This is a genomic window from Coriobacteriia bacterium, from assembly GCA_034370385.1.
GTDB lineage: Bacteria > Actinomycetota > Coriobacteriia > Anaerosomatales > PHET01 > JAXMKZ01.
This window is the reverse complement of record JAXMKZ010000016.1, coordinates 26227-48480: the sequence shown is the minus strand read 5'-3', so window position 1 is coordinate 48480 and position 22254 is coordinate 26227. Positions and strand designations below refer to the sequence as shown.

The window sequence follows — 22254 nt, the reverse complement described above, 5'->3', positions numbered from 1 at the left end:
GCTTCTCAGCCATCGTCAAAGGCACCTTTGTCGCGCCTCCTCGTCGTCGAATGACCCGACGAGACCGACGCTACGCTTCGACGACATTCTTATGTGAGGCAACGAATCAATTTGGACGACATTTTAGGTGAGGCAACTCGGTCGCTTTACGGTGTCACCCCTGTGCGCTACCCTGAACATATGTTCGATTGGAGCGCCGTCGCGCACGAGACGCGGGAGGGATGACCCTGATAGTCCTCGGCATCGACCCGGGTCTTGCCAACACCGGCTGGGGTGTCGTGCGAGTCGAGGGTCCGCGCTGTGAGCCGCTCGCCTACGGCTGCATCAAGACCGCCGCGAGCCAAGAGCTCCCCGCGCGCCTGACACTCATTCACGATGAAGTGCGTGCCGTGGTCGGGCGATTCAGGCCCGACGCGTGCGCCATCGAGAGCATCTTCTTCGGCACGAATGCGAAGAGCGCTTTCGCCACGGGGCAGGCCAGAGGTGTGGCGCTGCTCGCGTTGGCGGGCCACGACATCACGCTCGCCGAGTACTCGCCTGTCCAGATCAAGAGCGTCGTGGTCGGCACGGGCACGGCTGACAAGCGCCAGGTCACCTACATGGTGCGCGCGGCGCTCGGACTCGACCACGACCCGAAGCCCGATCATGCCGCTGACGCGCTGGCGGCCGCGCTCACTCATGCCCGGCTTCACGGGTGGGGTATCGCGACCGCAGAAGCGGTGGGCGCATGATCTCCTTCGTCACGGGACGCGTCCATGCGCGGGCGGCGGGGTATGCCGTCATCGAAGTCGGCGGAGTCGGACTCAGGTTGAACATGAGCACCAACTCGCTTGCCGCACTTCCGACGGAGGGGGACACGGCGACGGTTCACACCCATCTTCATGTCCGGGAGGATGAGCTCACCCTGTACGGCTTCGGTTCGGAGGACGAGCGTGAAGCTTTCGGCGCACTACTCACCGTCTCCGGCGTCGGCCCGAAGGTGGCGCTGGCTGTGCTTTCCGCGCTCACGCCCGACGCCCTGGCCGAGGCGGTCGCTACCCAAGACGTCGCCCTCATATCCGGCGTTCCGGGCATCGGCAGCAAGACCGCTCAACGCATCATTCTCGACTTGGCAGACAAGCTCGGCGCCCTGAGCGGGCCGACGTCGCCGGGTGGCGCTCCTCGCGCTGGATCGGCTCCTGCAGCGGACGCACGAGAGGCGTTGCTCGCGATGGGGTTCAGTGCAGCCGAGGTCGCAGTGGCGCTCAAGGGCGCCCGCGGTGATGACTCCGCCGCGTTGGTGCGCACGGCACTGACTCGACTGGGCAGTGCGTGATGACGGCGTGCGGCGCGGGGGGCGAAGTGCGATGAGCACGGTTTGGGAGGCCGGCAGTACGGGCGATCCCGATGAGGTCGAACGCCTGGTCTCTGCCAGCGTGGTCGAGGAAGACCTGGAGATCGAACGCTCGCTCAGGCCGAAGCGACTGGCCGAGTATCTCGGGCAGGCGCGGGTCAAAGACAACCTCGCCGTGCTGATCGAGGCTGCCAAGCAGCGCAATGAACCTCTCGACCACATTCTGCTGTCAGGACCGCCCGGGCTAGGGAAGACGACGCTTGCCGGGGTCATTGCATCGGAGCTCGGGGTCCGGCTCAAGACGACGAGTGGTCCGGCGATAGAGCGGGCCGGTGACCTCGCCGCAATACTGACGAACCTGGAGCCCGACGACGTACTCTTCATCGACGAGATTCATCGATTGAATCGCGTCGTCGAGGAGATTCTCTACCCTGCGATGGAGGACTTCGTACTCGACATCGTCATCGGCAAGGGCCCCGCCGCGCGCTCACTGAGGCTCGAACTCCAGCGTTTCACTCTCATCGGAGCCACAACGCGGACCGGCCTGCTGACGGGTCCGCTACGCGACCGCTTCGGCATGGCGTTCCGACTCGACTACTACAGCACCGATGAACTGCAGGCCATCGTCGAGCGGTCTGCAGGCATTCTTGGCGTCCAGATTGACTCGGAGGGCGCCACGGAGATCGCTCGTAGAGGCAGAGGGACCCCTCGTCTGGCCAACCGTCTGCTCAAGCGCGTTCGTGACTACGCCCAGGTACGGCACTCAGGTGTGATCAGCGAGGATATCGCAGCGGAGGCGCTCGGTTTCTTCGAGGTCGACCACATGGGTCTTGACTGGATGGATGTGCGAATCCTCACCACACTGGCTGAGACGTTCGCCGGTCGGCCGGTCGGGTTGAGCACGCTGGCGAGCGCCACCGGAGAAGACCCCGAGACGCTCGAGGACGTCTACGAACCGTATCTGCTTCAGTTGGGCTTCATTGTGAGGACCCCTAAGGGACGGCAGGCCACGGCGCGCGCCTACGACCATCTGGGCCTCCCGCGGCCTGCATCCGCACCCGAGCAAGAAGGTCTGTTCTAGGTCACTCGACAAGCCCCGTTATGTTCGCCCATAATCTCGGCGGAGCCGAAAGCGGTTCCTTAGGTTTGCGGCGTGCGACTCGCGCTGGCGATCCTGACAGCACGGGGGAGCGCGTCGCTATGTTTTGCCCCAGCAGGGGGCGGAAAGTAGGGTTTGCATGGCTACCGGTACCGTCAAGTGGTTCAACCCGGACAAGGGCTACGGCTTCATCGAGCGTGAGGGCGGAGAGGATCTTTTCGTCCACTTCAGCGAGATCCAGGGCGACGGCTTCAAGACCCTCGACGAGGGTCAGGCCGTTGAGTTCGACGTCACCCAGGGCCGTAACGGCAAGGATCAGGCGAGCAACGTTACTAAATCCTAGTCCTCGAGCTACAAGGGCGTTTGATTGACGAGTGCAAGGGGCGGTCCCGCGAAGGGGCCGCCCCTTGATCGTTGGGTCGGGTCCCCCGTTTCGTCGGCGTGCCGTGCGAGCATGCTGTCTGACGTGGGCCGGCCGCTGATGCTCTAGAATCCATCGTGAGGGGGTGGCACGTGACCGGCGACGAAGCGCGAAGGCTCAGAATCGAACCGTTGTGGCGGCGAGTTGATGCGAATCGCACTAAGATCGCGGTCTTCGTCGTACTGTTCATCCTTGGCTCGGCGGTGTTGCTGGAGTTTGCCATGATCGTGGTCCCCGGGACGCTGTTGTCGCTGCTGGCCAGCGATACCGAGGTGTACTTCTCCCGGCTTGCCATCGTCGTCGCTTCGACGTTTGGTCTTCTCCTTGCCAGCGGAGCGCTTCTTGCCGCGATCCAGCTGTCAAACGCTGAGGATTGGGTTCGTGCTCGATTCAAGGGGCGCGACTTCGCTCCCGGCGAGGCGCCAGCGCTTGAGATGGCGGTGGCCGACATGGCGCTTGCCGCGGGGCTGGCCGAGCCGCCACGCATCGTGCTGCTTGAGGGTCCGGCTGACGGGGTGAACGCTCTCGCACTGGGCACCACGCGCTCCAAGCCGTTGATCGGGGTGACTCCGGGGTTCCTCTCGGCGATGTCGCCTGACGAGCAGCGTGCGGTTGTGGCGACGCTCACCGCGCGTATTCTGGCCGGCGACATCATGTTCGGGACGGCGCTGGCGGCACTCATGGGTCCGATCAAGGCGATCCGGGGGTTCAACCGGGCAGCGGGCGGCGTTGCGGGCGCGGCCGCCGATGCCGGTTGCGCGAACGGAGGATGCGTCGACACCGGCTGCGTGAACTCAGGGTGTGGCGACACGAGTTGCACGGGGTGCATCGACCTCGACGACGCTGACGCCGGAGGATGCTTCGGCATCATCGGCATCGTGCTGTTCCTCGCCGTCGTGGCGGCGATCACCTACGTGGCCGTGCTGACGGCTGCGTGGATAGTGACGCTCTGGGGCCGCGTTCTGCATCGAACCGCCTACGAGAAGGCCGACGCCGAGGGAATGCTGCTGCTCAAGGATCCGTCACCGATGCTCACCGCGCTGTCGAAGGCGAGCAGGACGTCCAACGCCACCGTCGAGGGCGATTCGAGCTACGACGGGATATTCTATGTGGGCACGAGCGGTACTCCTCGTATCGAGAAGGCCGAGCGGCGGCGCTACGATCGGCTTCGAGAGGTGCTTGGCACCGAGGGAATCGCAGCGGCGAAGCTCGAGTAGGTCAGCAGAGAGGCACGACGTGCAGTATCAGTCTGACTACATCTTGCGTCTGATCGAACAGATGGGTTCGCTCATCCGGCAGGCGCTGTCGCGTGTCGGCGTCCGCGACAGCGAAGAGTCACTCGAGCTCATCGATCAGGCGGTCGTCCTCGCGCTCGCTGTCGACCCTGCCGTGGCCCGTCGGCTTGCCCCCGAGTCGCTGGCGGCCCTGATCGAGCTCAACGTCACCGATGACCGAGTCATCGCCCTGCTGGCCGAGGCGCTCCATGCCGAGGCTGAGATCCTCGAGGGGCAGGCCGAACTGATGGAGGCGTCTCTCAGGCGCTCGCAGGCCGAGGCGGTGCAGGCGCTACTCGACCCCGGTCGCGCCAACTGACGCCCCCCGCGTTGCGGTGAGGGGCGTCAGTGGTTGTGGTGGAAGTCAGGCCCTTCGGGATGACCCTGAGTGTCAGGGTGCCACCGTCTCGGCTACCCACACGCCGTGCAGGTTGCAGCTCTCCATCGCGGCCACATGCGTCCCGGGATCGACGTGCAGCACGCACGACACCTCGGGGTCCATCACGACTGCGGACAGGTCGAACCGTGCAACAGGCACGCCAGCGGCGTGAACCGCAATCCACTCGATGAAGTGGTCGGGCATGTTGGGGTGGCCGACGTAGTGGCCCACCTTCACGCGGACGTGTACCGAGTCGCCGTCACGCGTGCACTCGATGAACGGGGTGTGTTTCTTCTCGTAGTCACCGGCTGAATCGATGTCGTCGACCTTGTTGAGGCCGGCGAGGACGGGTGCGTCACTCATGTCTGCTCCTTATCGGTGTCTTTCGCGGATTGCTGCCGGCCGCTCGCCGGCTAGGGAGTTCTTACCCCTCGTCGGACAGGGATACAATCAGTCCACTTGATCGCTCCTCGCGCAGCGGTCGTCGATCTTGGGCAGGAGGCGCACACCCGTGATACCCCCCATGAGCGTGGCCGACCGTGATCAGGCCATGGTGATCGTCATCGACATCCAGGATCGGCTCGCCACGGTGATGCAGCGCCGAGAAGAGGTCGTCGCGTCCTCCGGTCTCGTCATGCGAGCCGCAGGAATCGTCGGGGTTCCGATCGTCGTGACCAGACAGTACCCGCAAGGCCTCGGCGACCTCGTGGTTGAGATCGACGGGGTTCAAAAGGAGATCGAATCGGCGGGAGCGTCGGTGACGCGTGTCGACAAGATGAGCTTTGACTGCTTCGCAGAACCGCACTTCGCCGAGGCGGTCGGTGGTGCCGGGCGTCGCCAACTGGTACTTGTCGGCATGGAGTCACACATCTGCGTCACCCAGACCGCGCTCTCGGGGATCCGCGAGGGCTACGACGTGCACGTCGTCGCAGATGCATGCTGCAGCCGGGATCTCTACGCTCACGCTACGTCGATGGAGCGGCTCGGGCGCGCGGGTGCGGTCATCACCCTGGCTGAGTCCCTTGGCTACGAGTTGGTAGGCGTGGCTGGTACTCCGGAGTTCAAGTCGCTGCTGTCCGCGGTCAAGGCCGCAGACGCGTCGCGCTGAAGTGGTTGCTCAGGCGAGTGATAAACTGTCCGTCTCCGATTCGGATCATGCGAAGGCGCTCGGGTTCCTTTACGCACGGTGTGGCGACATCATGACCTTACCCGGTCTGCCGGCACGACCCGCAGGCGAGAGGATCGATATCGAGCACGACGGTACGATTCGCCGGCTCTTCTAGAGACGAAGGGACTGTGACAGTGACGACGACCATAGATGGGCGCCTGGTGGCCGAAGCAACTAAGGCGCGCGCGGCACGGCTCATCGATCGCGTGCGGCAGGCGGGGGTCGAGCCCGGACTTGCGGTCGTACTGGTGGGCGATGACCCCGCGTCGCACAGCTACGTCCGGATGAAGGAGCAGGACTGCGCGGACGTCGGAATCAGATCAATCGATCATCGGCTGGCAGCTGAGACGACGCAGGAGGAGCTGATCGCACTCATCGATGAGTGCAACGCCGATCCGATGGTGCACGGAATCCTCGTCCAGCTGCCGCTGCCCTCACATCTGGATGAAGAAGCTGTGCTGGCACGCGTCTCGGCCGAGAAGGACGTAGACGGACTGCATCCTGAGAACCTTGGACGCCTGGTGCGAGGGCTGCCCGGCCCGCGGGCCTGTACGCCGTGGGGCGTGATGGCGCTGCTCGACCACTACGGGATCGACGTGGCCGGCAAGCGTGCGGTGGTGATTGGTCGCTCCGCCATCGTCGGCAAGCCCCAGGCGCTGATGCTGCTTGAGCGAAACGCCACCGTGACCATCTGTCACAGCCGTACGGCCGATCTGCCTGCTGTGTGTCGCGAAGCCGACATCCTCGTGGCCGCTGTCGGTCGAGCCGGAATGGTCACCGCTGAGTATGTGAAGGAGGGAGCCGTGGTCATCGACGTCGGCATCAACCGTACGCAAGCCGGGCTCGTGGGCGACGTCGACTACGCGGACGTCTCTGCGGTGGCCTCTGCCATCACTCCGGTACCCGGCGGTGTGGGTCCGATGACGAGGGCGATGCTTGTGATGAACACGGCGCAGGCCGCCGCCAAGGTCGCCTCGGTGGAGGTGTCCTCATGAGGCGCGGTGTCTGGGCAGCCGTCCTGTGCATCGGCTGGGTGCTGCTGGCAGCGCAGGGTGCTCTTGCCGCCGCACCGCTTGCCACCGGTGCGATGCAGGTCCAGGTGTGGCCCGAGGAGGTGCCCGGCGGTGCCGTCGTGATCGCATCGCTGACCGTGCCGGATCGGACGCCGCTGCCCGCAACGGTGCGCATTCCGGTGCCCGAGGGGTTGAAGGTTGACTGGGCGGGTGAGATCTCGGGAGTCAATCCGGAATCAGACGTCGTTCGACCCTTCGTGCTGAAGATGGGCGCAAAGGGACAGTACGCCGAGTTCGAGATCAGCACCACACGCGAAGCGCAGATCGATATGTCGACACTGTCGCTTGTCACCGAGGGTGACACCACGCAGGTCCTACTTCCCTGGGTGCAGAGCGCGCCGGCCAGTGAGACGCTCTTCTCCGTGAGGCTTCCGGCGGGGACCGAGCTCTCAGAATCGTCACCTGAGCAGTTCGGGAAGCCGAGTATGAACGACATCGGCGAGTCGCTGTATGCGCTCGAGACGCAGACGCTTGACGAAGGCGAAGCGCTTCCGGTGACGCTTGAGTATCGCAGGAAGGCGCCCGCGACGGCCTCAAGCGAGGGCGGCGACACGATCATTGCGTGGCTCTTCGTGCTGCTCGGATTGGCGGTCGTCGTTCTGGTCGTCGTCATCATGCGGCAGCGATCGCGTCCGGCACATCTCGAAGAATGACCGGCGAAATCCTGCGGTCGTCGTCAGCCCGCGACACGGTCGCGCTCCATGCGTGCTGTGGCCCGTGCCTGATTGAGCCGCTCGATGCGCTGCGGAGCGAGGGTCACGAGGTGATCGTCGTATTCGCCAATCCCAACATCCAGCCGCTCGAGGAGTATGTGCTGCGCCGGGACACCTTGGAAAGCTACGCGCGCACACACGGGATTCGGACGGTGGAGATCGATGTGGGCCCCGAAACGTGGCGTGACGCGGCGGGTGATGCTTCCCGGCCCGAGCGATGCCGTGCGTGCTATCGCGTGCGGCTCGGGCTCGTGGCGCAATGGGCGGCGCGCAATGGGGTCGATGCGGTGGCGACGACCCTGAGTGTCAGCCCGTACCAGGACGCAGAAGCGATTGCCGAAGAGGGGCGTGCGGTAGCTCAGGAGGCGGGCATCGGCTTCATCGAGAGGGACTACCGGGAGCGTTATCCGGTCGCGACGAGACGCTCGCGCGCCGAGGGCATGTACCGGCAGAACTACTGCGGGTGCCTCCCGAGTCGTGCCGAGGCGGAGGCGGAACGAGAAGCCCGACGACGCACGAAGGAAGCACAGCGGCGATGCCCTGAGGGCTAGGGAGCAGCGGGGCCGACGGGTCTCTCGCGGACTTCCGGCTCGCAAGCCCCACACTCCTCGCAGCCCATGCCGGCTGCACGCTCGCGCGCCTTGCGCTCGGCATCCCGCGCCTGTATCTCGGGGATCTTGCGCGCGTAACGCGCCATGCGAAGCGGCTGGAAGCTCGGGCCCCACCCGGTTGTCGTGCGATTCTCGAGCGCGGCCCGAAGATCGTCCACGCCCTCTCCGGGGTAGTAGGTCCGGCTCGTGCCGACCACGGTGAGCATGTGGGCATCGCTGCCCCCGGTGGCAGCAAGCCGGCCGCGATGCTCGCGCCAGAAACGCCGGGCGTGGAAGTTGGCAAGCATAAGCATCGGAGTGGAGTTGGCCACTTCGATTCCATCGAACGGCGCCGTTTCGTAGACCTCGCGCTCGCCCCTGCACAGACCGTGCTTGTGCCACCACTTCGGTGCAAAGGGGTGTGCGGCGATTGCGAGCCCACCCTGGGCATGGATGGCCGCGATGGTCGAGAGCGCGTCCATTCCCGGGCGTACGTTCGTGGGAGTGAACAGCCCGAGGATATGTCCGTCCGAACTCTCGACCTCTTGACCGACGATCACGTCGACGCGGTAGTCGTGCGCGAGCGACGCGGCCTCGAGGGCGCCTTCGTTGGTGTTGTGGTCGCAGATCGCAATGACCGACAGGTCCGTGGCTTCCGACGCCCATTCAAGCACGTCACGAGGACCGGCCGTCCCATCGGAGGCGGTCGTGTGGACGTGCAGATCGGCTGAGGACTTGGGGCGCTTCATTCGCCGCGTATCGTAGCATCTCGGCGGGGTCCTTCGGGCAGGGTCGTGCGCTACACTCGGGGGGATTCGTCGCCGTACGTGAGGTGGAGCAGCGTGCACACTGAGGACTTCGACTACGAGTTGCCGAGTGGGCTCATCGCCCAGCGTCCCTCCGAGCCGCGCGATTCCTGTCGGCTGCTTGTCGTCGACCGCGGCAGTGGCCAGATGGATCACCGGGTCTTCAGCGACCTGCCGGAGTACCTGGTGCCCGACGACCTGCTGGTGGTCAATGAGACGCGCGTGTTGCCCGCCCGCCTGAACGGAGTCAAAGACGAGACCGGCGCGTCGATAGAGGTGCTGCTGCTCCGTGAGCGCTACGAGGGCGCTTGGGAGTGCTTGGTCAAGCCAGGGAGAAAGGTGCAGCCCGGGGTCCGTCTTCTGTTCGCCGACGGCAGGATGACCGGACTCGTCGTCGACGTGATCGATGACAGGGGAGGGCGCCTCGTGCAGTTCCGCACCGATGGCGCGGCGATGCTCGACATAGTCCATGAGATCGGCGAGATGCCGCTACCTCCCTACATAACGAAGCCGCTCGCGGACCCCGAGTCGTACCAGACGGTATTCGCTCGGGGTGAACGAAGCGCAGCGGCGCCCACGGCCGGCCTTCACTTCACGCCCGCTCTTCTCGAGCGGTGTCGTGAGGCAGGCGCCGAGATTGCCACGGTCGAGCTCGATGTAGGGCTTGACACCTTCCGACCGGTGGTCGAGGAGGACCCGCGCGACCATCAGATCCACTCGGAGCACTACCGGGTCTCGGTAGAGACGGCAGCGGCCGTCGAGAGGGCGCGCTCGCGAGGCGGGCGCATCATCGCGGTGGGGACGACGAGTGTCCGCGCGCTTGAGAGCGCCACGACCGAGAACTCGGTGACGAGTGCGGTGGATGGGTCAACCAGCCTCTTCATCATGCCGGGCTATCGGTTCCATGCCACCGATGCGATCGTGACGAACTTCCACGTGCCGCGATCCACGTTGCTCATGATGGTGAGCGCCTTCGCCGGGCGTGAGCTTCTGATGCGGTCCTACGCAGAAGCGATCGAGCGGCGGTACCGGTTCTTGAGCTTCGGCGATGCGATGCTTATCGTCTGACGAGGTCGGCCCTACTCAGTGGCGGGCGTCCACCAGGTCCAGGCGTCGCCCAGATCGGGCTGTGTGTTCGGGGGTAGCGCTATGCCTTCGGTTGCAGAGCCCGCCGTGCGAACGTACACGGGGGGCTGTATCTCCTCGTCGAAGAGCTTGAAGGTCGGGCTGCCATCGGACGATGAGGGTTCGGTTATGCCGCTGGGGAGTGTCACGCGCTCACCGAAAGCCGTGATGGGACCGCTGCGCAGGACATACGTCCGCCCCTGGAACGTGGTCGTGACCCGATCGAATCCAAGCATCGACTGATCTTCCAGCTGGATGAAGAGTCGCGAGGGTTCGCCTGCTCCGAAGAGCGTGCGGCTCGTGGCGGACCTGCCGGTGTCGAGTGCCGTGCGCGCGGAGCCCTGCTGAGTCAGCGAGCCGCGTGTCACCGAGGAGTCGACGCCGGTCGACCGATAGACCACACCGTCCACCACGATGAATCCCGTGCTGACGGATCCAACGGCCTGCGGCACGCCTGGGACGGCGTCGGCAGTGGGTGAGGTCGCAGCGGTTCCTGCCGCAGACTGATCCTTCTGGTCGTCGTATCCGGCATCGTAGGTGGACTCGAGAACCGTGATGCCGTCGGTAGAGGGCTCAGCCATGATGCTCCGCATGCCGGCGACGGCGCCGAACCCGGCGGCGACGAAGATCATCGCTGCCGCTGTCGTCCAAGCGACGACCGCTTTGCGGTGACGCGGGTCGGACAGTCGCGCCCAGAGCGCCGCACCGTCAGAAGCGGGGGTCCGGTCGGGGAGCCCCGCGGGAAACGGCACCACGTCCGCGGGCAGATCGGCGCGGGCGGCTTGCAGGCGCACGGTGGTCATGATCCGGTCGGCGAGGTCCGCGGGCGGCTCAGGCGTGGGCGCGCTTCTGACCTCCACGAGAGCCCGCACGTAGGCGGCGCATTCCAAGCAGCCGCGGCAGTGGTCCTTGGCGCGTTCGAGTGATCCGGTGTCGGTCCACTCAGAATCCAGCGCCTCGGACACGATCTGCTGGGCCTCCAAACACTCCATCATGCGCTACCTCCCCGCGTGAGTTCGAGTGTTGCGGCAAGGGACTTGCGCGCGCGAAAGACCCGCGATTTGACGGTGCCGACCGGCACGCCGAGCGACTCAGCCGCTTCGGCGTAGCTCAGCTCGAAGAGGGCGACAGCCGAGAGTGCATCACGGTCCTCGGGCGCAAGACTGCGCATCGCGTGTTCCACCGCCGCGCTCAGAACCACCTTGTCTTCAAAGCCGCCATCGACAGCGGGCGCGTCGAAGGGGTCCACCGGTACCGGCCTGCGCCGCCCAGCACGCACTTCGTCGAGACATGCGTTGCGGGTCACCCGGTACAGCCAGGTCGAGAAGCGAGAGCGCTCGTCGAACGTGGCGAGCGATCGGTACACCTTGATGAACACCTCCTGCGTGACGTCATCTGCAGACGTCGGGTCGCCGAAGAAGCGCAGCGCATGCGCGTAGACGGCCCGCGTATGACGCTTCACCAGCGTCTCGAATGCGTCGAGGTCGCCGCTACGTGCCGCCGCGACCAGTGGGGCATCCTCGGCGTGATCGTGGTCCATTTCGCTCCATTGGACGCCTCGTGCTGCAGGATGGTTCTCGCATACTCAAGTCTAGCGCGAACGATCGGCCCCGCGTGTACAATCGCCGCCATGGCCATCTTCGATCTCGAACTCATCGCGCGTGATACGAGCACCGCAGCACGCGCGGGCAGTTTCGCGACCGCGCACGGCGAGATACCCACTCCGCTCTTCATGCCGGTCGGCACGCGGGCGAGCGTGAAGGGTGTCACCCCGGATCAGCTCGAAGCCGTGGGGGCGCACGTCGTTCTCGCCAATACGTACCACCTCTTTCTGCGGCCGGGCGACGAGCTCATCGCTGAAGCCGGTGGGCTGCACTCGTTCATGAACTGGGAGCGTCCGATTCTCACGGATTCGGGGGGCTTTCAGATATTCAGTCTGGCCGACACACTGAAGCTCACCGATGAGGGCGTGCGTTTTCGATCCATCGTCGATGGCTCGTGGCACTCTTGGACGCCGGAAGACAACATGCGGATTCAGCAGAACCTCGGCGCCGACATCATCATGCAGCTCGACCAGTGCCCGCCGTATCCGGCTGAGCGTGAGCTCGTTGAGACGGCTGTCATGCGAAGCGCGGCATGGGCGCAGCGGTGCCGCTCCGCGCACGCGCGTGAGGATCAGGCCCTTTTCGGTATCGTTCAGGGCGGCGTGCACACGGACTTGCGGCTCCGCAGCGTCGAGATGCTCGCCGAGATCGGTTTCCCCGGTTACGGCATCGGAGGCTACTCAGTCGGGGAGCCACACGATCTGATGCTGGAGTCGCTCGCACCCGTCTGCGACGCCTTGCCCGCCGACCGGCCCCGATACCTCATGGGCGTCGGCAATCCGACCACCATGCTCGAGGCGATCGGTCTGGGGGTCGACCTGTTCGACTGCGTGCTTCCGACCCGCACTGCGCGGCTTGGGACGGCCTTCTCAAGCGAGGGCAGGCTCAACATGCGCAATGCGCGCTTCACGCGTGACTTCGGCCCGCTCGACGCGGAGTGCTCCTGCTCCACGTGCTCGAAGTACACGAGGGCGTACCTGCGGCATCTGGTCAACACCAAAGAGATGCTCGGGTCCACTCTGCTCAGCATCCACAACCTTCACTACCTGATCGAGCTGACGAGGCGGGCACGAGCATCGATCGTGCAGGGCGAGTACGGGGAGTTCCTCGCCCGGTGGAGGGATTCGCCCGCCGCCGACGACTTCTGACGCGTGGTCGCGGAGCGAATCGCGTCAGGTCGCCGAAAGAGCTTCTTCCGCATCGCGTGAGGGGCGGGTATTATGGGACGCCGACTGTGCCCGATGGGCGCGGTCGGTATGCGGCTGTAATCGAGATGGAAAGGCCCGGCGAACATGGGACAAAACAGCCAACTGCTGTTCATCATCGGGATGGTCGCCGTGTTCTACCTGCTCGTCTTGCGACCGCAGCAGAAGAGGGCCAAGCAGCAGCGCCAGATGCTTGATGCGTTGTCCGTGGGCGACGAGATCGTGACGATCGGCGGCATCTACGCCATCGTGGTAGAGACCGGCGAGAGGCTTCGAGTACGCGTCGTCGATGGCACTGAGCTCGAAATCGCACGTCAGGCGGTTGGACGAGTGCTGTCGGAAGACGAAACTGGCTCGTCGACCGGTGACGACGCGACGACCGGTGAGCACGATGCCGACGAGGCGCCGGCTCAACTCGCCGAAGAAGCCCCGTCTGACACGTCCGCCGACGCGCCCGCAGCTGACCACTAGGAACCACGCCCCGGATGGGGCTCAGGATACGCGCAAGTACGGAAGGTAGGAGCATGGACCAGAAGCAACAGAATGTGCTGTTGATCGTGGTGACCGTGGTCTTGATGATCGCCTCGTGGGCCATGCTATGGCCTCCGGGAGAGCGAATCACCAAGGGCCTGGACATCCAGGGAGGACTCGCGGTCATTCTCACCGCGCAGGAGACCTCTGATACCCCGGTGACGACGGCGGTCATGGATCGGGCTGAACTCATCGTCATCAATCGGGTCGACGGGCTTGGCGTCAAGGAAGCCACCGTGCAGCGTCAGGGCAACGATTCGCTCCTCATCCAGATCCCCGGCATCAGCGACCCTGATGCAGCTCTCAAGGTACTTGGTGAGACGGGCCGACTCGAGTTCGTCGATGTCGATTCGATCACCGACACTGCTACCGCCGCCGCGGTCAAGGCCAACGACCAGAACGTCGAGCTCAAGGCCGGGACCTACACGCCCATCACGGTGGACGGCGTTCCGCTGACCGGTGCGGTCGTGAAGACCGCAAGCGTGTCCCAGAACCCCCAGACGGCCGAGATCGAGGTCAACCTCTCGATGAGCGCCGAGGGCGGCAAGGCGTGGGGCAGCTACACGACGAGCAGCATCGGCAAGCAGGTGGCCATCGTTCTTGATGGCGTCGTGAAATCCGCGCCGGTGGTGCGCTCCGCGATCACGGACGGTCAGACGGCTATCTCGGGGGGCTTCACGGCCGAAGAAGCCAAGCGGCTCAAGACGGTTCTTGAGGCCGGAGCTCTTCCCGTCTCGCTCGAGCCTTCCGAGTCGCGGGTCGTCGGCCCGACGCTCGGTCAGAATGCGTTTGACCAGGGTGTCACCGCCGCCCTCGTGGGCCTGGGGCTCGTCAGCTTGTACATGCTGGCTTTCTACCGTGGGCTGGGACTGCTCACGGTGGGGGCACTCGTGACGTTCGCCTCCTTCTTCTTGGGAATTCTCGCCTTCATGTCGAGCCTCGGTGTGTTCGCTCTGACGTTGCCGGGCTTGGCAGGTATCGTTCTCACCATCGGCCTGGCCGCCGACTCATCCATCTTGATCCTTGAGCGTTTCCGCGAGGAAGTGCGCATGGGCAAGACCGTCAGGTCGGCTGCGAACTCCGGCTCCAAACACGGCATCATGACAAGCATCGATGCCGACCTCGTGACCCTCGTGTCGGCTGCCTCCCTGTACTTCGTGGCGATCGGCCCGGTCAAGGGCTTCGCGCTGACGCTCATGTTGGGCATCTTCTGCGACATCATCATGATGCTGCTGTTCAAGCGACCGGTGCTGATGCTGCTTGCCGAGAGCGTCATCCCCAAGAACCTCAGCCTGTGGGGCGTGCCTTCTCCGGATGCTGTCGCGCCCTCTGCGAAGGGTACGAAGGGGGGTGTCGCAGGTGCCTAACATCAACTTCCTCGGAAATCGCAAGATCATGTTCGCGATCTCGGGCGTCCTGCTGGCCGTGTCTATCGGCTCGCTCCTCGTGGTCGGCCTGACCTTCGGCGTCGAGTTCCTCGGAGGCACGGCGATCAGCGTGTCCAATACCGGCGACGTCACCTCGGCGCAGATGACCCAGGCGTTCAAAGACGCCGGCGTGGATGCACCGAATGTCCAGACCACCGAGGTCCGTGGTGTCAATGGATTCATCATCAGGACTCCGGTCACCGATCCTACGGAGTCGGCTTCTCAGGTGACCGAGGTGGCCAAGGAGCTCAGTATCCCCCTGGGCACCTTCGAGGTGACCACGATCGGTCCCGGATGGGGCGAGAACATCACGAACCGTGCACTGATGGCACTCGGTATCTCGCTTGCGGCCATCCTCCTCTACATATCGGTCCGGTTCGAGTACAAGATGTCGATCACGTCGGTCGTTGCTGTTGTGCACGACATCCTGATCACGCTTGGCATCTATGCGCTGCTTGGCTATGAGGTCACGCCGAACACGATTGCGGCGCTGCTCACGATCTTGGGCTATTCGCTCTACGACACGATCGTCGTGTTTCACCGCATCAAGGACAACGCGCAGCACCTCCAGAAGCAGTCCTTCATGCAGATGGCGAACACCTCGCTCAACGAGGTCATCGTTCGCTCTATGAACACCACGATCACCTCGCTCATCCCGGTTCTCGCGATGCTGTTCTTCGGTGGCGAGGCGCTGCGTGACTTCGCGCTCGCGCTGTCGATCGGCCTGCTCGTGGGAGCCTATTCGTCCATCGGCGTTGCGTCTCCGCTCTACGCTCTGTGGAAGGAGTCGGAGCCCCGCTACGCCGCGCTTCGCAAGAAGTACGCAGACGCATAGGGCTTCTGCTTCGGTAGATGATGGATTCGACGGGGTCGGCACCGCCAGGGTGTCGGCCCCGTCCGCTAGGATGAGTTGATGAGTATCAGAAGCGATCGCACACCATGGATACTGGCGCCCGTTGATGAAGCGGTCGTCACCTCGCTCGCCGACGGTGTCGGGCTTTCGCGCGTGACCGCACGGGTGTTGGCCGTGCGCGGCGTGACGGGACTCGAGGATGCACGCCGGTTCATGGAGCCCTCCCTTGAGGGTGACTGGCTCGATCCGGCGCTGATACCTGGAATGGACGAGGCATCCGAGCGGGTGGCGCGCGCGGTCGAGGGTGGCGAGCGGATCGTCGTGTTCGGTGACTTCGACCTTGACGGCATCAGCGCGGCTGCGGTGCTCGCTCGCGGACTGCGCGAGTTGGGGGCGGAGTGTGAGGCGGTCGTACCGCACCGCTTCGGCGAGGGGTACGGGCTGTCCGAAGGTGCCATAGAGCGAGCGGTCGCCTGCGATCCATCCCTGCTGGTCACCGTCGATACCGGTGTGTCGAGTTCGCACGAAGTCGAGATGCTGCGTGCGCGCGGCATCGACGTCGTGGTCACCGACCATCACGAGCCCTCCGACAGCGTCCCCTCAGGCGTCCCGGTGGCAAACCCGAAGCTTCGTGCCGACTGTCCGTCCCGTGACCTGTCCGGGTCCGGGGTGGCACTGAAGCTCGTTCATGCCGTCGGGGCCAGGCTCGGGCGCCCGGACGTGTGGCGCGGGCTCGTCGACCTGGCGATGCTGGGCACGGTCGCCGACATCGTCCCTCTGAGCGGCGAGAACCGCGCGCTCGTTCGCGAGGGTGTCAGAGCGGTCGCGGCGAAGCCCCGAGTCGCCCTGGCGGCACTATGCGCGGTCGGTGGGGTGTCGTGTGCGGCCTTGACGGCCGGCACCGTCGCCTATTCTCTGGCCCCTCGTCTGAACGCGGCGGGGCGCATGGCCGATCCGACGGTGGCCCTTGACTTGTTGCTCACCGATGACCCGGTGCGCGCCGAGACGCTTGCCAACGCCCTCGACGAACACAACCGGATCCGCCAATCGGTCGAAGCGGACCTCTACGAGGCCGCCTCGGCGCTCGCGGAACGCACCTACCGGGGTGAACGCGGCCTCGTGCTGGCGGGTGAGGGGTGGCATGAGGGGGTCAAGGGAATCGTCGCTTCGAGGCTGGCTGGCCAGTACGGGGTGCCGACGATCCTGTTCGCCATCGAAGACGGGGTGGCGAAGGGTTCGGGCCGCTCGGTCGGGCGGGTCGATCTGTTCCGGGCCATCGAGGCATGTGCGAGCCTGACTGAGCGCTTCGGAGGACACGCGGCCGCTGCGGGCCTGACGGTAGGAGAGGCGAATCTCGATGCGTTTCGCGAGGCGTTCGTTGCACATCTTGATGCGCTGCCCCCGGAGCTGTTCGAGGTTTCCGTGTCTATCGATGCCGAGGTGGCGCTTGACGAGGTGAGCATCGAACTCGGTGCTGAGCTTTCGCTGCTCGAGCCATTCGGGCAGGCGAACAGGCGCCCGGTCTTGCTGGCGAGCGGCGTATTCATGAACGGGCGCGATCGCGTGGGCCGTGGGGCCGCCCATCTGAAGTTCACCGCGTTCGATGGCGTCGCGTCGGTTCCCGCCATCGCGTTTCGCTGTCGCGATGTCGATTCGTACTGCGTCGAAGAGGGTCCTGTGGACCTTGCGTTCGAACTCGACGTCGATGAGTGGCGCGGTCGTCGCCGGGTTCAATTGATCGTCCGGGACATTCGCCCGTCCGCCAGCGCCCGCCGCGAAGAGCCGGCCGCCGACCTGGTCGCCGACCTGTTCGCGCGTGCCGATGAGCTTCTTGCGCGCGAGGAGTACGCAGGTATAGAGGAAGCGCCGTCGTTTCACACGAAGCTCGCCGGCGTGACCTTCGAAGGCCGCCAAGAGGTCCTCGAGAGACTCTCTGCTGCGGCACCCCTGCGGCTTGTCCGGCAACCGGACAACCCGCATGATGCCAACGCGTGCGCGCTGCTCGACTCCCATGGCGACCAAGTGGGGTTCTTCAATCGGCGGCTGGCCGGAGTGCTCGCGCCCGCAATCGACCGTGGTGTCGAGTACGACGTCGAGGTATCTGAGGTCACGGGGGGCGACGCCGGACGTTCTCGCGGCGTCAACGTGCTCGTGACTCGGCGCGATGCCGCTCTCATCGATGTTGAGCGCGAAGAAGACCGTGCCGCCGCCCGCGCTGCGCTCGCCGTCCTTGACCCGGACGCGTTGAACAACGAGCTCGTGGCCCGATTCATCGGCGATCGCCAGCTTCATGATGCCCAGGCCGAGGCACTGCGACTGCTGGCCGAGGGGCGATCCACCCTCGTGGTCATGGCCACGGGTCGTGGGAAATCACTCATCTTTCACCTCCATGCCGCGCGTACCGCGCTCGCGTCCGGGCGTGCCAGTGTCTTCGTCTACCCGCTGCGCGCACTCGTCGCCGATCAGGCCTACCACCTCACTGAGGCATTCGCCGAGGTGGGACTGTCGGTCAAGGTCGTCACCGGCGAGACGTCGGCCACTGATCGCTCCGAGTCGTTCTCGGCACTGGCAGATGGCTCGCTCGATGTCGTCTTGACGACGCCGGAGTTCCTGCACTTCCATTCGGCACGCTTCGCCGAGTCCGGTCGAATCGGGTTCGTCGTGGTGGACGAGGCGCACCATGTGGGGTTGTCGCGCGCAGGCAACCGGCCCGCATACGCTCGGCTCGGGGACGCCATCGCGTCACTCGGCTCGCCGACCGTCCTGGCCGTCACGGCGACAGCCTCAGATGATGTGGCCGCGCAGATCCGGTCCACATTGGGCATCACGCACGTGGTGCTCGATCCCACGGTGCGGGACAACCTTCTCATCGCTGACCAGCGCGGAGTCGTCGATCGCGACGCCGAACTTCTCAAGATCGTGCAGGCGGGAGACAAGGCGGTCGTCTACGTGAACTCGCGCGACGCATCCGTGCGCTTGGCCCGCTTGGTGCGCAAGGGCGTTCCCGGGCTCGCGTGGAAGACTGCGTTCTACAACGGCGGGCTGTCGCGTTCGGTGCGCCACGCGGTCGAGCGGGCGTTTCGCACGGGCGAGGTACGACTCGTCGTGGCCACGAGCGCTTTCGGCGAGGGCGTCAACATCCCCGACATCCGCAACGTTGTGCTCTACCACTTGCCCTTCAACGACGTCGAGTTCAACCAGATGGCAGGCAGGGGAGGGCGCGATGGCGCCACGGCGCGCGTGCACCTGCTGTTCGGCGAGAAGGACGCGCGCATCAACGAGCTGATACTGTCCACGCTCGCGCCGCCGCGCGACGATCTCGCCACGCTCTACCGTGTCTTGCGCCAGACCGCCGGCCGCGAGGGGGTCGGGTTCGAGATCACCAACGCCGAGCTTGCCGAGGCGTGCGGGCGAGCCGCGCGCGAGTGTCGGCTCGATGACCGCGGGGTGTCCAGTGCGCTCGGGGTCTTTCGTGAGCTTGGGCTGGTGACGGGGGAGGGCCACGGGGCGTACCGCCGCCTGACCCTTGTGGAGCCGGCGGCCAAGGTCGACCTGGCCGCAAGCGTCCGCTACACCGAGGGGCTCGACGAGATCGCCGGCTTCGCCGAGTTCAGGGAGTGGGCGCTTGCCGCTGGCGCTCCCGAGTTGCTGGCGCGCTTCAACCGTCCTATCCTGCCGACAGCCACCTGACCCCTCCCCAAGGAGGCGTGCACTCTCCGTGCCAGCGACGCTCGAACAGATTGAAGCGCAGGTCAGGGCGTACAACCCTGACGCGGATCTGACCGGACTCGATGAGGCCTACGAGTTCGCCGCTGCCGCTCATCACGGACAGTCGCGCAAGAGCGGCGAGGAGTTCGTCAGCCACCCGCTTGAGGTCTCGCTCATTCTCGCGGAGCTGCATCTGGACACAGCCACGCTCAAGGCGGCCCTGCTCCACGACACGGTGGAAGACTCCGACGTCACCCTAGAAGACGTTACGAAGCTGTTCGGCGAAGAGGTCGCAGGGCTCGTCGACGGAGTGACGAAGCTCGGCCGGATCGAGTTCGAGTCAGTCTCCGAGCAGCAGAGCAACAACCTACGCAAGATGCTCATCGCCATGGCCAAGGATATCCGGGTCATTCTGATCAAGCTCGCCGACCGGTTGCACAACATGCGCACGCTCTCCGCACTGCCGGCGGAGCGGCGCATCGACAAGGCGCGCGAGACCATGGAGATCTACGCCCCACTCGCGCATCGGCTTGGGATATCCCAGGTGAAGTGGGAGCTTGAGGACCTCGCCTTCTTCTATCTCGAGCCCCTCAAGTTCCACCAGGTGTCACGTATGGTGGCCGAGAGTCGCGAAGAGCGCGAAGCGTATGCACGGCAGGTCATCGAGACGCTACGCGATGAGCTTGTGCAGGTGGGCATCGACTCCGAGATCGGCGGTCGTCCGAAGCACCTCTACAGCATCTACCAGAAGCTGGTGGGCAAAGGTAAGGACTTCAACGAGATCTACGATCTCATCGCGCTTCGCGTGATCGTGGACTCTGTCAAGGATGTCTACGGGGCGCTTGGCACCGTTCACAGCATCTGGAAGCCGGTACCGGGACGCTTCAAAGACTACGTCGCCATGCCCAAGTTCAACATGTACCAGTCGCTTCACACGACGGTGATCGGGCCGGCCGGCCGACCGCTTGAGATCCAGATCCGGACCGAAGAGATGCACCGGACGGCAGAGTACGGCGTCGCAGCGCACTGGCGCTACAAGGAAGGCCTGCGCGGCGACGAGTCGTTCGACGAGAGACTCGCCTGGCTCCGCCAGATGCTCGAGTGGCAGACGTAGCTCAAGGATCCACGCGAGTTCATGGAAGCACTCAAGATCGATCTGTTCGAGGAAGAGGTCTTCGTCTTCACGCCGAAAGGCGATGTGATCTCGCTCAAGACCGGATCGACGCCCATCGATTTTGCGTACGCGATTCACACCGAGGTCGGGAACAAGACCGTCGGCGCCAAAGTGAACGGCTCGATCGTACCGCTCGCCTACGAGCTGCAGATGGGCGATAGAGTCGACATCCTGACCAACAAGAGCGCCAAGCCAAGCCGCGACTGGCTCAACATCGTGAAGACGTCGTCCGCGCGCAGCAAGATCCGCAACTACTTCTCCAAGGCCACCCGAGGCGACGATCTTCAGCACGGGCGTGATGAACTGGCCAAGGTCATGCGCAAACACGGCGTCGGCATCGGCTCGAAGACCGCGGAGAAAGCACTGGACTCGGTCGCCGGGGAACTCAACTTCGGCAAGTGCGACGACGTGCTCGCGCAGATAGGTGCGGGCAAGCTCTCCGCCAAACTCGTCGGAACGAAGCTCCTCAAGCGCATGAGCAAAGATGGTGATGGGCCCGACGCGTGCAAGACCCCTGCCGAACCACCGCTTCCTCTGGACCAACCCATGGTCGCCCCGAAGCGGGCCCGCAAGCGCGTCGGCGGGGGCGTTGTGGTCAAGGGTATCGACGACGTGCTCGTCCGGCTGGCGCGGTGCTGCAACCCGGTCCCGGGCGATGACATCATCGGATTCGTGACGCGGGGGCGCGGCGTGTCGGTCCATCGGAAAAGCTGCCCTAACGCCGGCGAGCTGCTCAGTAGCCCCGAGCGTATCATCGAGGTCGAGTGGGACACGTGCACCAAGGCGACGTACCAGGTGGAGATCTACGTGGAGGCGCTCGATCGGCTCCGCTTGCTCCAAGAGGTCACGATGGCGATAGCGGAGTCGGGCGTGAACATCCTCTCTTCGGCGACCACCACGCACAAGGACGGCATCGTCGACATGCGGTTCCTTTTCGAGATCGGCGAGATGGACCGGCTCGACGCGCTCCTGCGCGACGTGCGCGGTGTCAATGGTGTGTTCGAGGCCCGGCGCATGCTTCCCGGCGAGGCGACCCAGAAGAAGGGGCGCCCGTGAGAGTCGTACGTATCACCGTCGGAGCACTCGAGACCAACTGCTGGGTGGTCTCCGATGCACTTGGGGGCCCCTCGGTCGTGATCGACCCCGGTGACGATGCCCCTGAGATCCTCCGCGAGTTGGGAAGCGGCGCCTGCGCGGCCGTGATACTGACCCACGCGCATTTCGACCACGTGGGAGCCGTCGCCCAGGTGCTTGCCGCCGTCGACGCTCCGCTGCTGATCCACTCATCCGATGCCGACAGGCTGACGCATGACGCGCCCCACGGAACGGGTGGCGCCGCCTTCGGCTTCGCCGGTGTCACCGCTCCTGCCGCCGACCGGCTTCTGGAAGACGGTGACACCATTGAAGCCGGTGCGCTCGAGCTTCGCGTGCTCCACACGCCCGGCCATACGCAAGGGGGAATCTGCCTGTTTGTCGAAGACCCCGAAGGGGGAGCCGCGCACCTGTTTTCCGGTGACACACTCTTCGCCGGAAGCGTCGGACGGACCGATTTTCCCGGCGGCGACAGCCGCGCCCTGGCGTCGTCCATCGCTTCGCAGCTCACCGCGTTCGAGCCCCAGACCATCGTGCATCCCGGTCACGGCCCCGATACGACCATCGGCCGCGAACAGAGAATCAACCCCTTCTGGCCGAGGGCGTAAGGGCGGGGCAGTCGCCCTACGGCGCGTGGCGCGCCACGCCGCCTCGCGCTACACTTGCTGCTCGCACTGAC

24 protein-coding genes are annotated in these 22254 nt (G+C 65.1%); 20 read left to right on the top strand and 4 right to left on the bottom strand.

Translation table 11 applies throughout. The annotated features are described in order from the left end of the window. The first annotated feature begins 221 nt into the window (after nucleotides 1-221). From ruvC to U1E26_04375, 6 genes are all read left to right on the top strand, one after another. The gene (gene ruvC / locus U1E26_04400; protein ID MDZ4168882.1) at nucleotides 222-731 is read left to right on the top strand and encodes a crossover junction endodeoxyribonuclease RuvC; all 510 of its coding nucleotides are present in this window, start codon (nucleotides 222-224) and stop codon (nucleotides 729-731) included. Then, nucleotides 728-1315, top strand: coding sequence for a Holliday junction branch migration protein RuvA (gene ruvA, locus U1E26_04395; protein ID MDZ4168881.1), 588 nt, complete (start codon nucleotides 728-730; stop codon nucleotides 1313-1315). The genes ruvC and ruvA overlap by 4 nt, the downstream gene beginning before the upstream one ends. Before the next feature lie 31 nt (nucleotides 1316-1346). Beyond that, the gene (gene ruvB, locus U1E26_04390) at nucleotides 1347-2414 is read left to right on the top strand and encodes a Holliday junction branch migration DNA helicase RuvB (protein MDZ4168880.1); all 1068 of its coding nucleotides are present in this window, start codon (nucleotides 1347-1349) and stop codon (nucleotides 2412-2414) included. A gap of 157 nt (nucleotides 2415-2571) precedes the next feature. Then, nucleotides 2572-2775 carry a cold-shock protein gene (locus tag U1E26_04385; protein ID MDZ4168879.1) on the top strand — a complete coding sequence of 68 codons (204 nt, stop codon included), beginning with the start codon at nucleotides 2572-2574 and terminating at the stop codon, nucleotides 2773-2775. A 170-nt stretch (nucleotides 2776-2945) separates the two neighbouring features. Then, on the top strand, nucleotides 2946-4070 hold the full coding sequence (locus tag U1E26_04380) for a hypothetical protein (protein MDZ4168878.1): 1125 nt from the start codon (nucleotides 2946-2948) through the stop codon (nucleotides 4068-4070). A 19-nt stretch (nucleotides 4071-4089) separates the two neighbouring features. Then, nucleotides 4090-4446 (top strand): hypothetical protein, encoded by a 357-nt coding sequence (locus U1E26_04375; protein MDZ4168877.1) that lies wholly within the window; start codon nucleotides 4090-4092, stop codon nucleotides 4444-4446. Nucleotides 4447-4518: 72 nt separating this feature from the next. Here U1E26_04375 and U1E26_04370 read toward each other — a convergent pair whose 3' ends face one another. Then, nucleotides 4519-4869, bottom strand: coding sequence for a desulfoferrodoxin family protein (locus U1E26_04370; protein ID MDZ4168876.1), 351 nt, complete (start codon nucleotides 4867-4869; stop codon nucleotides 4519-4521). A gap of 148 nt (nucleotides 4870-5017) precedes the next feature. Here U1E26_04370 and U1E26_04365 point away from each other — a divergent pair, with 148 nt between their 5' ends. Genes U1E26_04365 through U1E26_04345 form a run of 5 tightly spaced genes read left to right on the top strand, consistent with a single transcriptional unit; the run spans nucleotide 5018 to nucleotide 8011 of the window. Next, nucleotides 5018-5614, top strand: coding sequence for an isochorismatase family protein (locus U1E26_04365; protein ID MDZ4168875.1), 597 nt, complete (start codon nucleotides 5018-5020; stop codon nucleotides 5612-5614). Nucleotide 5615: 1 nt separating this feature from the next. Continuing rightward, the gene (locus U1E26_04360; GenBank protein MDZ4168874.1) at nucleotides 5616-5789 is read left to right on the top strand and encodes a formate--tetrahydrofolate ligase; all 174 of its coding nucleotides are present in this window, start codon (nucleotides 5616-5618) and stop codon (nucleotides 5787-5789) included. 19 nt (nucleotides 5790-5808) lie between these two features. After that, nucleotides 5809-6669, top strand: coding sequence for a bifunctional methylenetetrahydrofolate dehydrogenase/methenyltetrahydrofolate cyclohydrolase FolD (folD, locus tag U1E26_04355; GenBank protein MDZ4168873.1), 861 nt, complete (start codon nucleotides 5809-5811; stop codon nucleotides 6667-6669). Continuing rightward, nucleotides 6666-7400, top strand: coding sequence for a hypothetical protein (locus tag U1E26_04350; GenBank protein MDZ4168872.1), 735 nt, complete (start codon nucleotides 6666-6668; stop codon nucleotides 7398-7400). Before folD ends, U1E26_04350 begins: the two co-directional genes overlap by 4 nt. Continuing rightward, nucleotides 7397-8011 (top strand): epoxyqueuosine reductase QueH, encoded by a 615-nt coding sequence (locus tag U1E26_04345; protein MDZ4168871.1) that lies wholly within the window; start codon nucleotides 7397-7399, stop codon nucleotides 8009-8011. Before U1E26_04350 ends, U1E26_04345 begins: the two co-directional genes overlap by 4 nt. Here U1E26_04345 and U1E26_04340 read toward each other — a convergent pair. Further along, nucleotides 8008-8799 (bottom strand): CehA/McbA family metallohydrolase, encoded by a 792-nt coding sequence (locus tag U1E26_04340; GenBank protein ID MDZ4168870.1) that lies wholly within the window; start codon nucleotides 8797-8799, stop codon nucleotides 8008-8010. The two genes, U1E26_04345 and U1E26_04340, sit on opposite strands and share 4 nt — an antisense overlap. 93 nt (nucleotides 8800-8892) lie before the next feature. Between U1E26_04340 and queA the strand changes: the two genes are divergently transcribed. Then, the gene (gene queA / locus U1E26_04335; protein MDZ4168869.1) at nucleotides 8893-9924 is read left to right on the top strand and encodes a tRNA preQ1(34) S-adenosylmethionine ribosyltransferase-isomerase QueA; all 1032 of its coding nucleotides are present in this window, start codon (nucleotides 8893-8895) and stop codon (nucleotides 9922-9924) included. Nucleotides 9925-9935: 11 nt separating this feature from the next. Here queA and U1E26_04330 read toward each other — a convergent pair whose 3' ends face one another. Continuing rightward, entirely contained in the window at nucleotides 9936-10976 is a 1041-nt protein-coding gene (locus U1E26_04330) for a hypothetical protein (protein MDZ4168868.1), read from the bottom strand. Then, complete coding sequence (locus U1E26_04325) at nucleotides 10973-11521, bottom strand: RNA polymerase sigma factor (GenBank protein MDZ4168867.1); 549 nt, start codon at nucleotides 11519-11521, stop codon at nucleotides 10973-10975. The genes U1E26_04330 and U1E26_04325 overlap by 4 nt, the downstream gene beginning before the upstream one ends. Nucleotides 11522-11611: 90 nt before the next feature. Here U1E26_04325 and tgt point away from each other — a divergent pair, with 90 nt between their 5' ends. The 8 genes from tgt (at nucleotide 11612) to U1E26_04285 (ending at nucleotide 22183) form a co-directional block, all read left to right on the top strand. Next, complete coding sequence (gene tgt / locus U1E26_04320; protein ID MDZ4168866.1) at nucleotides 11612-12733, top strand: tRNA guanosine(34) transglycosylase Tgt; 1122 nt, start codon at nucleotides 11612-11614, stop codon at nucleotides 12731-12733. A gap of 144 nt (nucleotides 12734-12877) precedes the next feature. Then, complete coding sequence (gene yajC / locus U1E26_04315) at nucleotides 12878-13261, top strand: preprotein translocase subunit YajC (GenBank protein ID MDZ4168865.1); 384 nt, start codon at nucleotides 12878-12880, stop codon at nucleotides 13259-13261. 53 nt (nucleotides 13262-13314) lie between these two features. Next, nucleotides 13315-14688, top strand: a complete 1374-nt coding sequence (secD, locus tag U1E26_04310; protein ID MDZ4168864.1) for a protein translocase subunit SecD — start codon at nucleotides 13315-13317, stop codon at nucleotides 14686-14688. Then, a complete protein-coding gene (gene secF / locus U1E26_04305; GenBank protein ID MDZ4168863.1) occupies nucleotides 14681-15583 on the top strand; it encodes a protein translocase subunit SecF in 903 nt (300 codons plus the stop codon). Before secD ends, secF begins: the two co-directional genes overlap by 8 nt. 78 nt (nucleotides 15584-15661) lie before the next feature. Then, on the top strand, nucleotides 15662-19291 hold the full coding sequence (recJ, locus tag U1E26_04300) for a single-stranded-DNA-specific exonuclease RecJ (GenBank protein ID MDZ4168862.1): 3630 nt from the start codon (nucleotides 15662-15664) through the stop codon (nucleotides 19289-19291). Nucleotides 19292-19319: 28 nt separating this feature from the next. Next, nucleotides 19320-20423: a RelA/SpoT family protein gene (locus U1E26_04295; GenBank protein MDZ4168861.1), complete on the top strand. Its 1104-nt coding sequence runs from the start codon at nucleotides 19320-19322 to the stop codon at nucleotides 20421-20423. Nucleotides 20424-20444: 21 nt separating this feature from the next. After that, complete coding sequence (locus tag U1E26_04290) at nucleotides 20445-21539, top strand: TGS domain-containing protein (GenBank protein ID MDZ4168860.1); 1095 nt, start codon at nucleotides 20445-20447, stop codon at nucleotides 21537-21539. Continuing rightward, nucleotides 21536-22183, top strand: a complete 648-nt coding sequence (locus tag U1E26_04285) for an MBL fold metallo-hydrolase (GenBank protein ID MDZ4168859.1) — start codon at nucleotides 21536-21538, stop codon at nucleotides 22181-22183. Before U1E26_04290 ends, U1E26_04285 begins: the two co-directional genes overlap by 4 nt. Nucleotides 22184-22254 lie beyond the last annotated feature (71 nt).

Coding starts and splice junctions, on each gene's coding strand:
- ruvC (MDZ4168882.1), top strand. CDS start 222: ATGACCCTGATAGTCCTCGGCATCGACCCGGGTCTTGCCAACACCGGC.
- ruvA (MDZ4168881.1), top strand. CDS start 728: ATGATCTCCTTCGTCACGGGACGCGTCCATGCGCGGGCGGCGGGGTAT.
- ruvB (MDZ4168880.1), top strand. CDS start 1,347: ATGAGCACGGTTTGGGAGGCCGGCAGTACGGGCGATCCCGATGAGGTC.
- U1E26_04385 (MDZ4168879.1), top strand. CDS start 2,572: ATGGCTACCGGTACCGTCAAGTGGTTCAACCCGGACAAGGGCTACGGC.
- U1E26_04370 (MDZ4168876.1), bottom strand. CDS start 4,869: ATGAGTGACGCACCCGTCCTCGCCGGCCTCAACAAGGTCGACGACATC.
- U1E26_04350 (MDZ4168872.1), top strand. CDS start 6,666: ATGAGGCGCGGTGTCTGGGCAGCCGTCCTGTGCATCGGCTGGGTGCTG.
- U1E26_04345 (MDZ4168871.1), top strand. CDS start 7,397: ATGACCGGCGAAATCCTGCGGTCGTCGTCAGCCCGCGACACGGTCGCG.
- U1E26_04340 (MDZ4168870.1), bottom strand. CDS start 8,799: ATGAAGCGCCCCAAGTCCTCAGCCGATCTGCACGTCCACACGACCGCC.
- U1E26_04330 (MDZ4168868.1), bottom strand. CDS start 10,976: ATGATGGAGTGTTTGGAGGCCCAGCAGATCGTGTCCGAGGCGCTGGAT.
- U1E26_04325 (MDZ4168867.1), bottom strand. CDS start 11,521: ATGGACCACGATCACGCCGAGGATGCCCCACTGGTCGCGGCGGCACGT.
- tgt (MDZ4168866.1), top strand. CDS start 11,612: ATGGCCATCTTCGATCTCGAACTCATCGCGCGTGATACGAGCACCGCA.
- yajC (MDZ4168865.1), top strand. CDS start 12,878: ATGGGACAAAACAGCCAACTGCTGTTCATCATCGGGATGGTCGCCGTG.
- secD (MDZ4168864.1), top strand. CDS start 13,315: ATGGACCAGAAGCAACAGAATGTGCTGTTGATCGTGGTGACCGTGGTC.
- recJ (MDZ4168862.1), top strand. CDS start 15,662: ATGAGTATCAGAAGCGATCGCACACCATGGATACTGGCGCCCGTTGAT.
- U1E26_04290 (MDZ4168860.1), top strand. CDS start 20,445: ATGGAAGCACTCAAGATCGATCTGTTCGAGGAAGAGGTCTTCGTCTTC.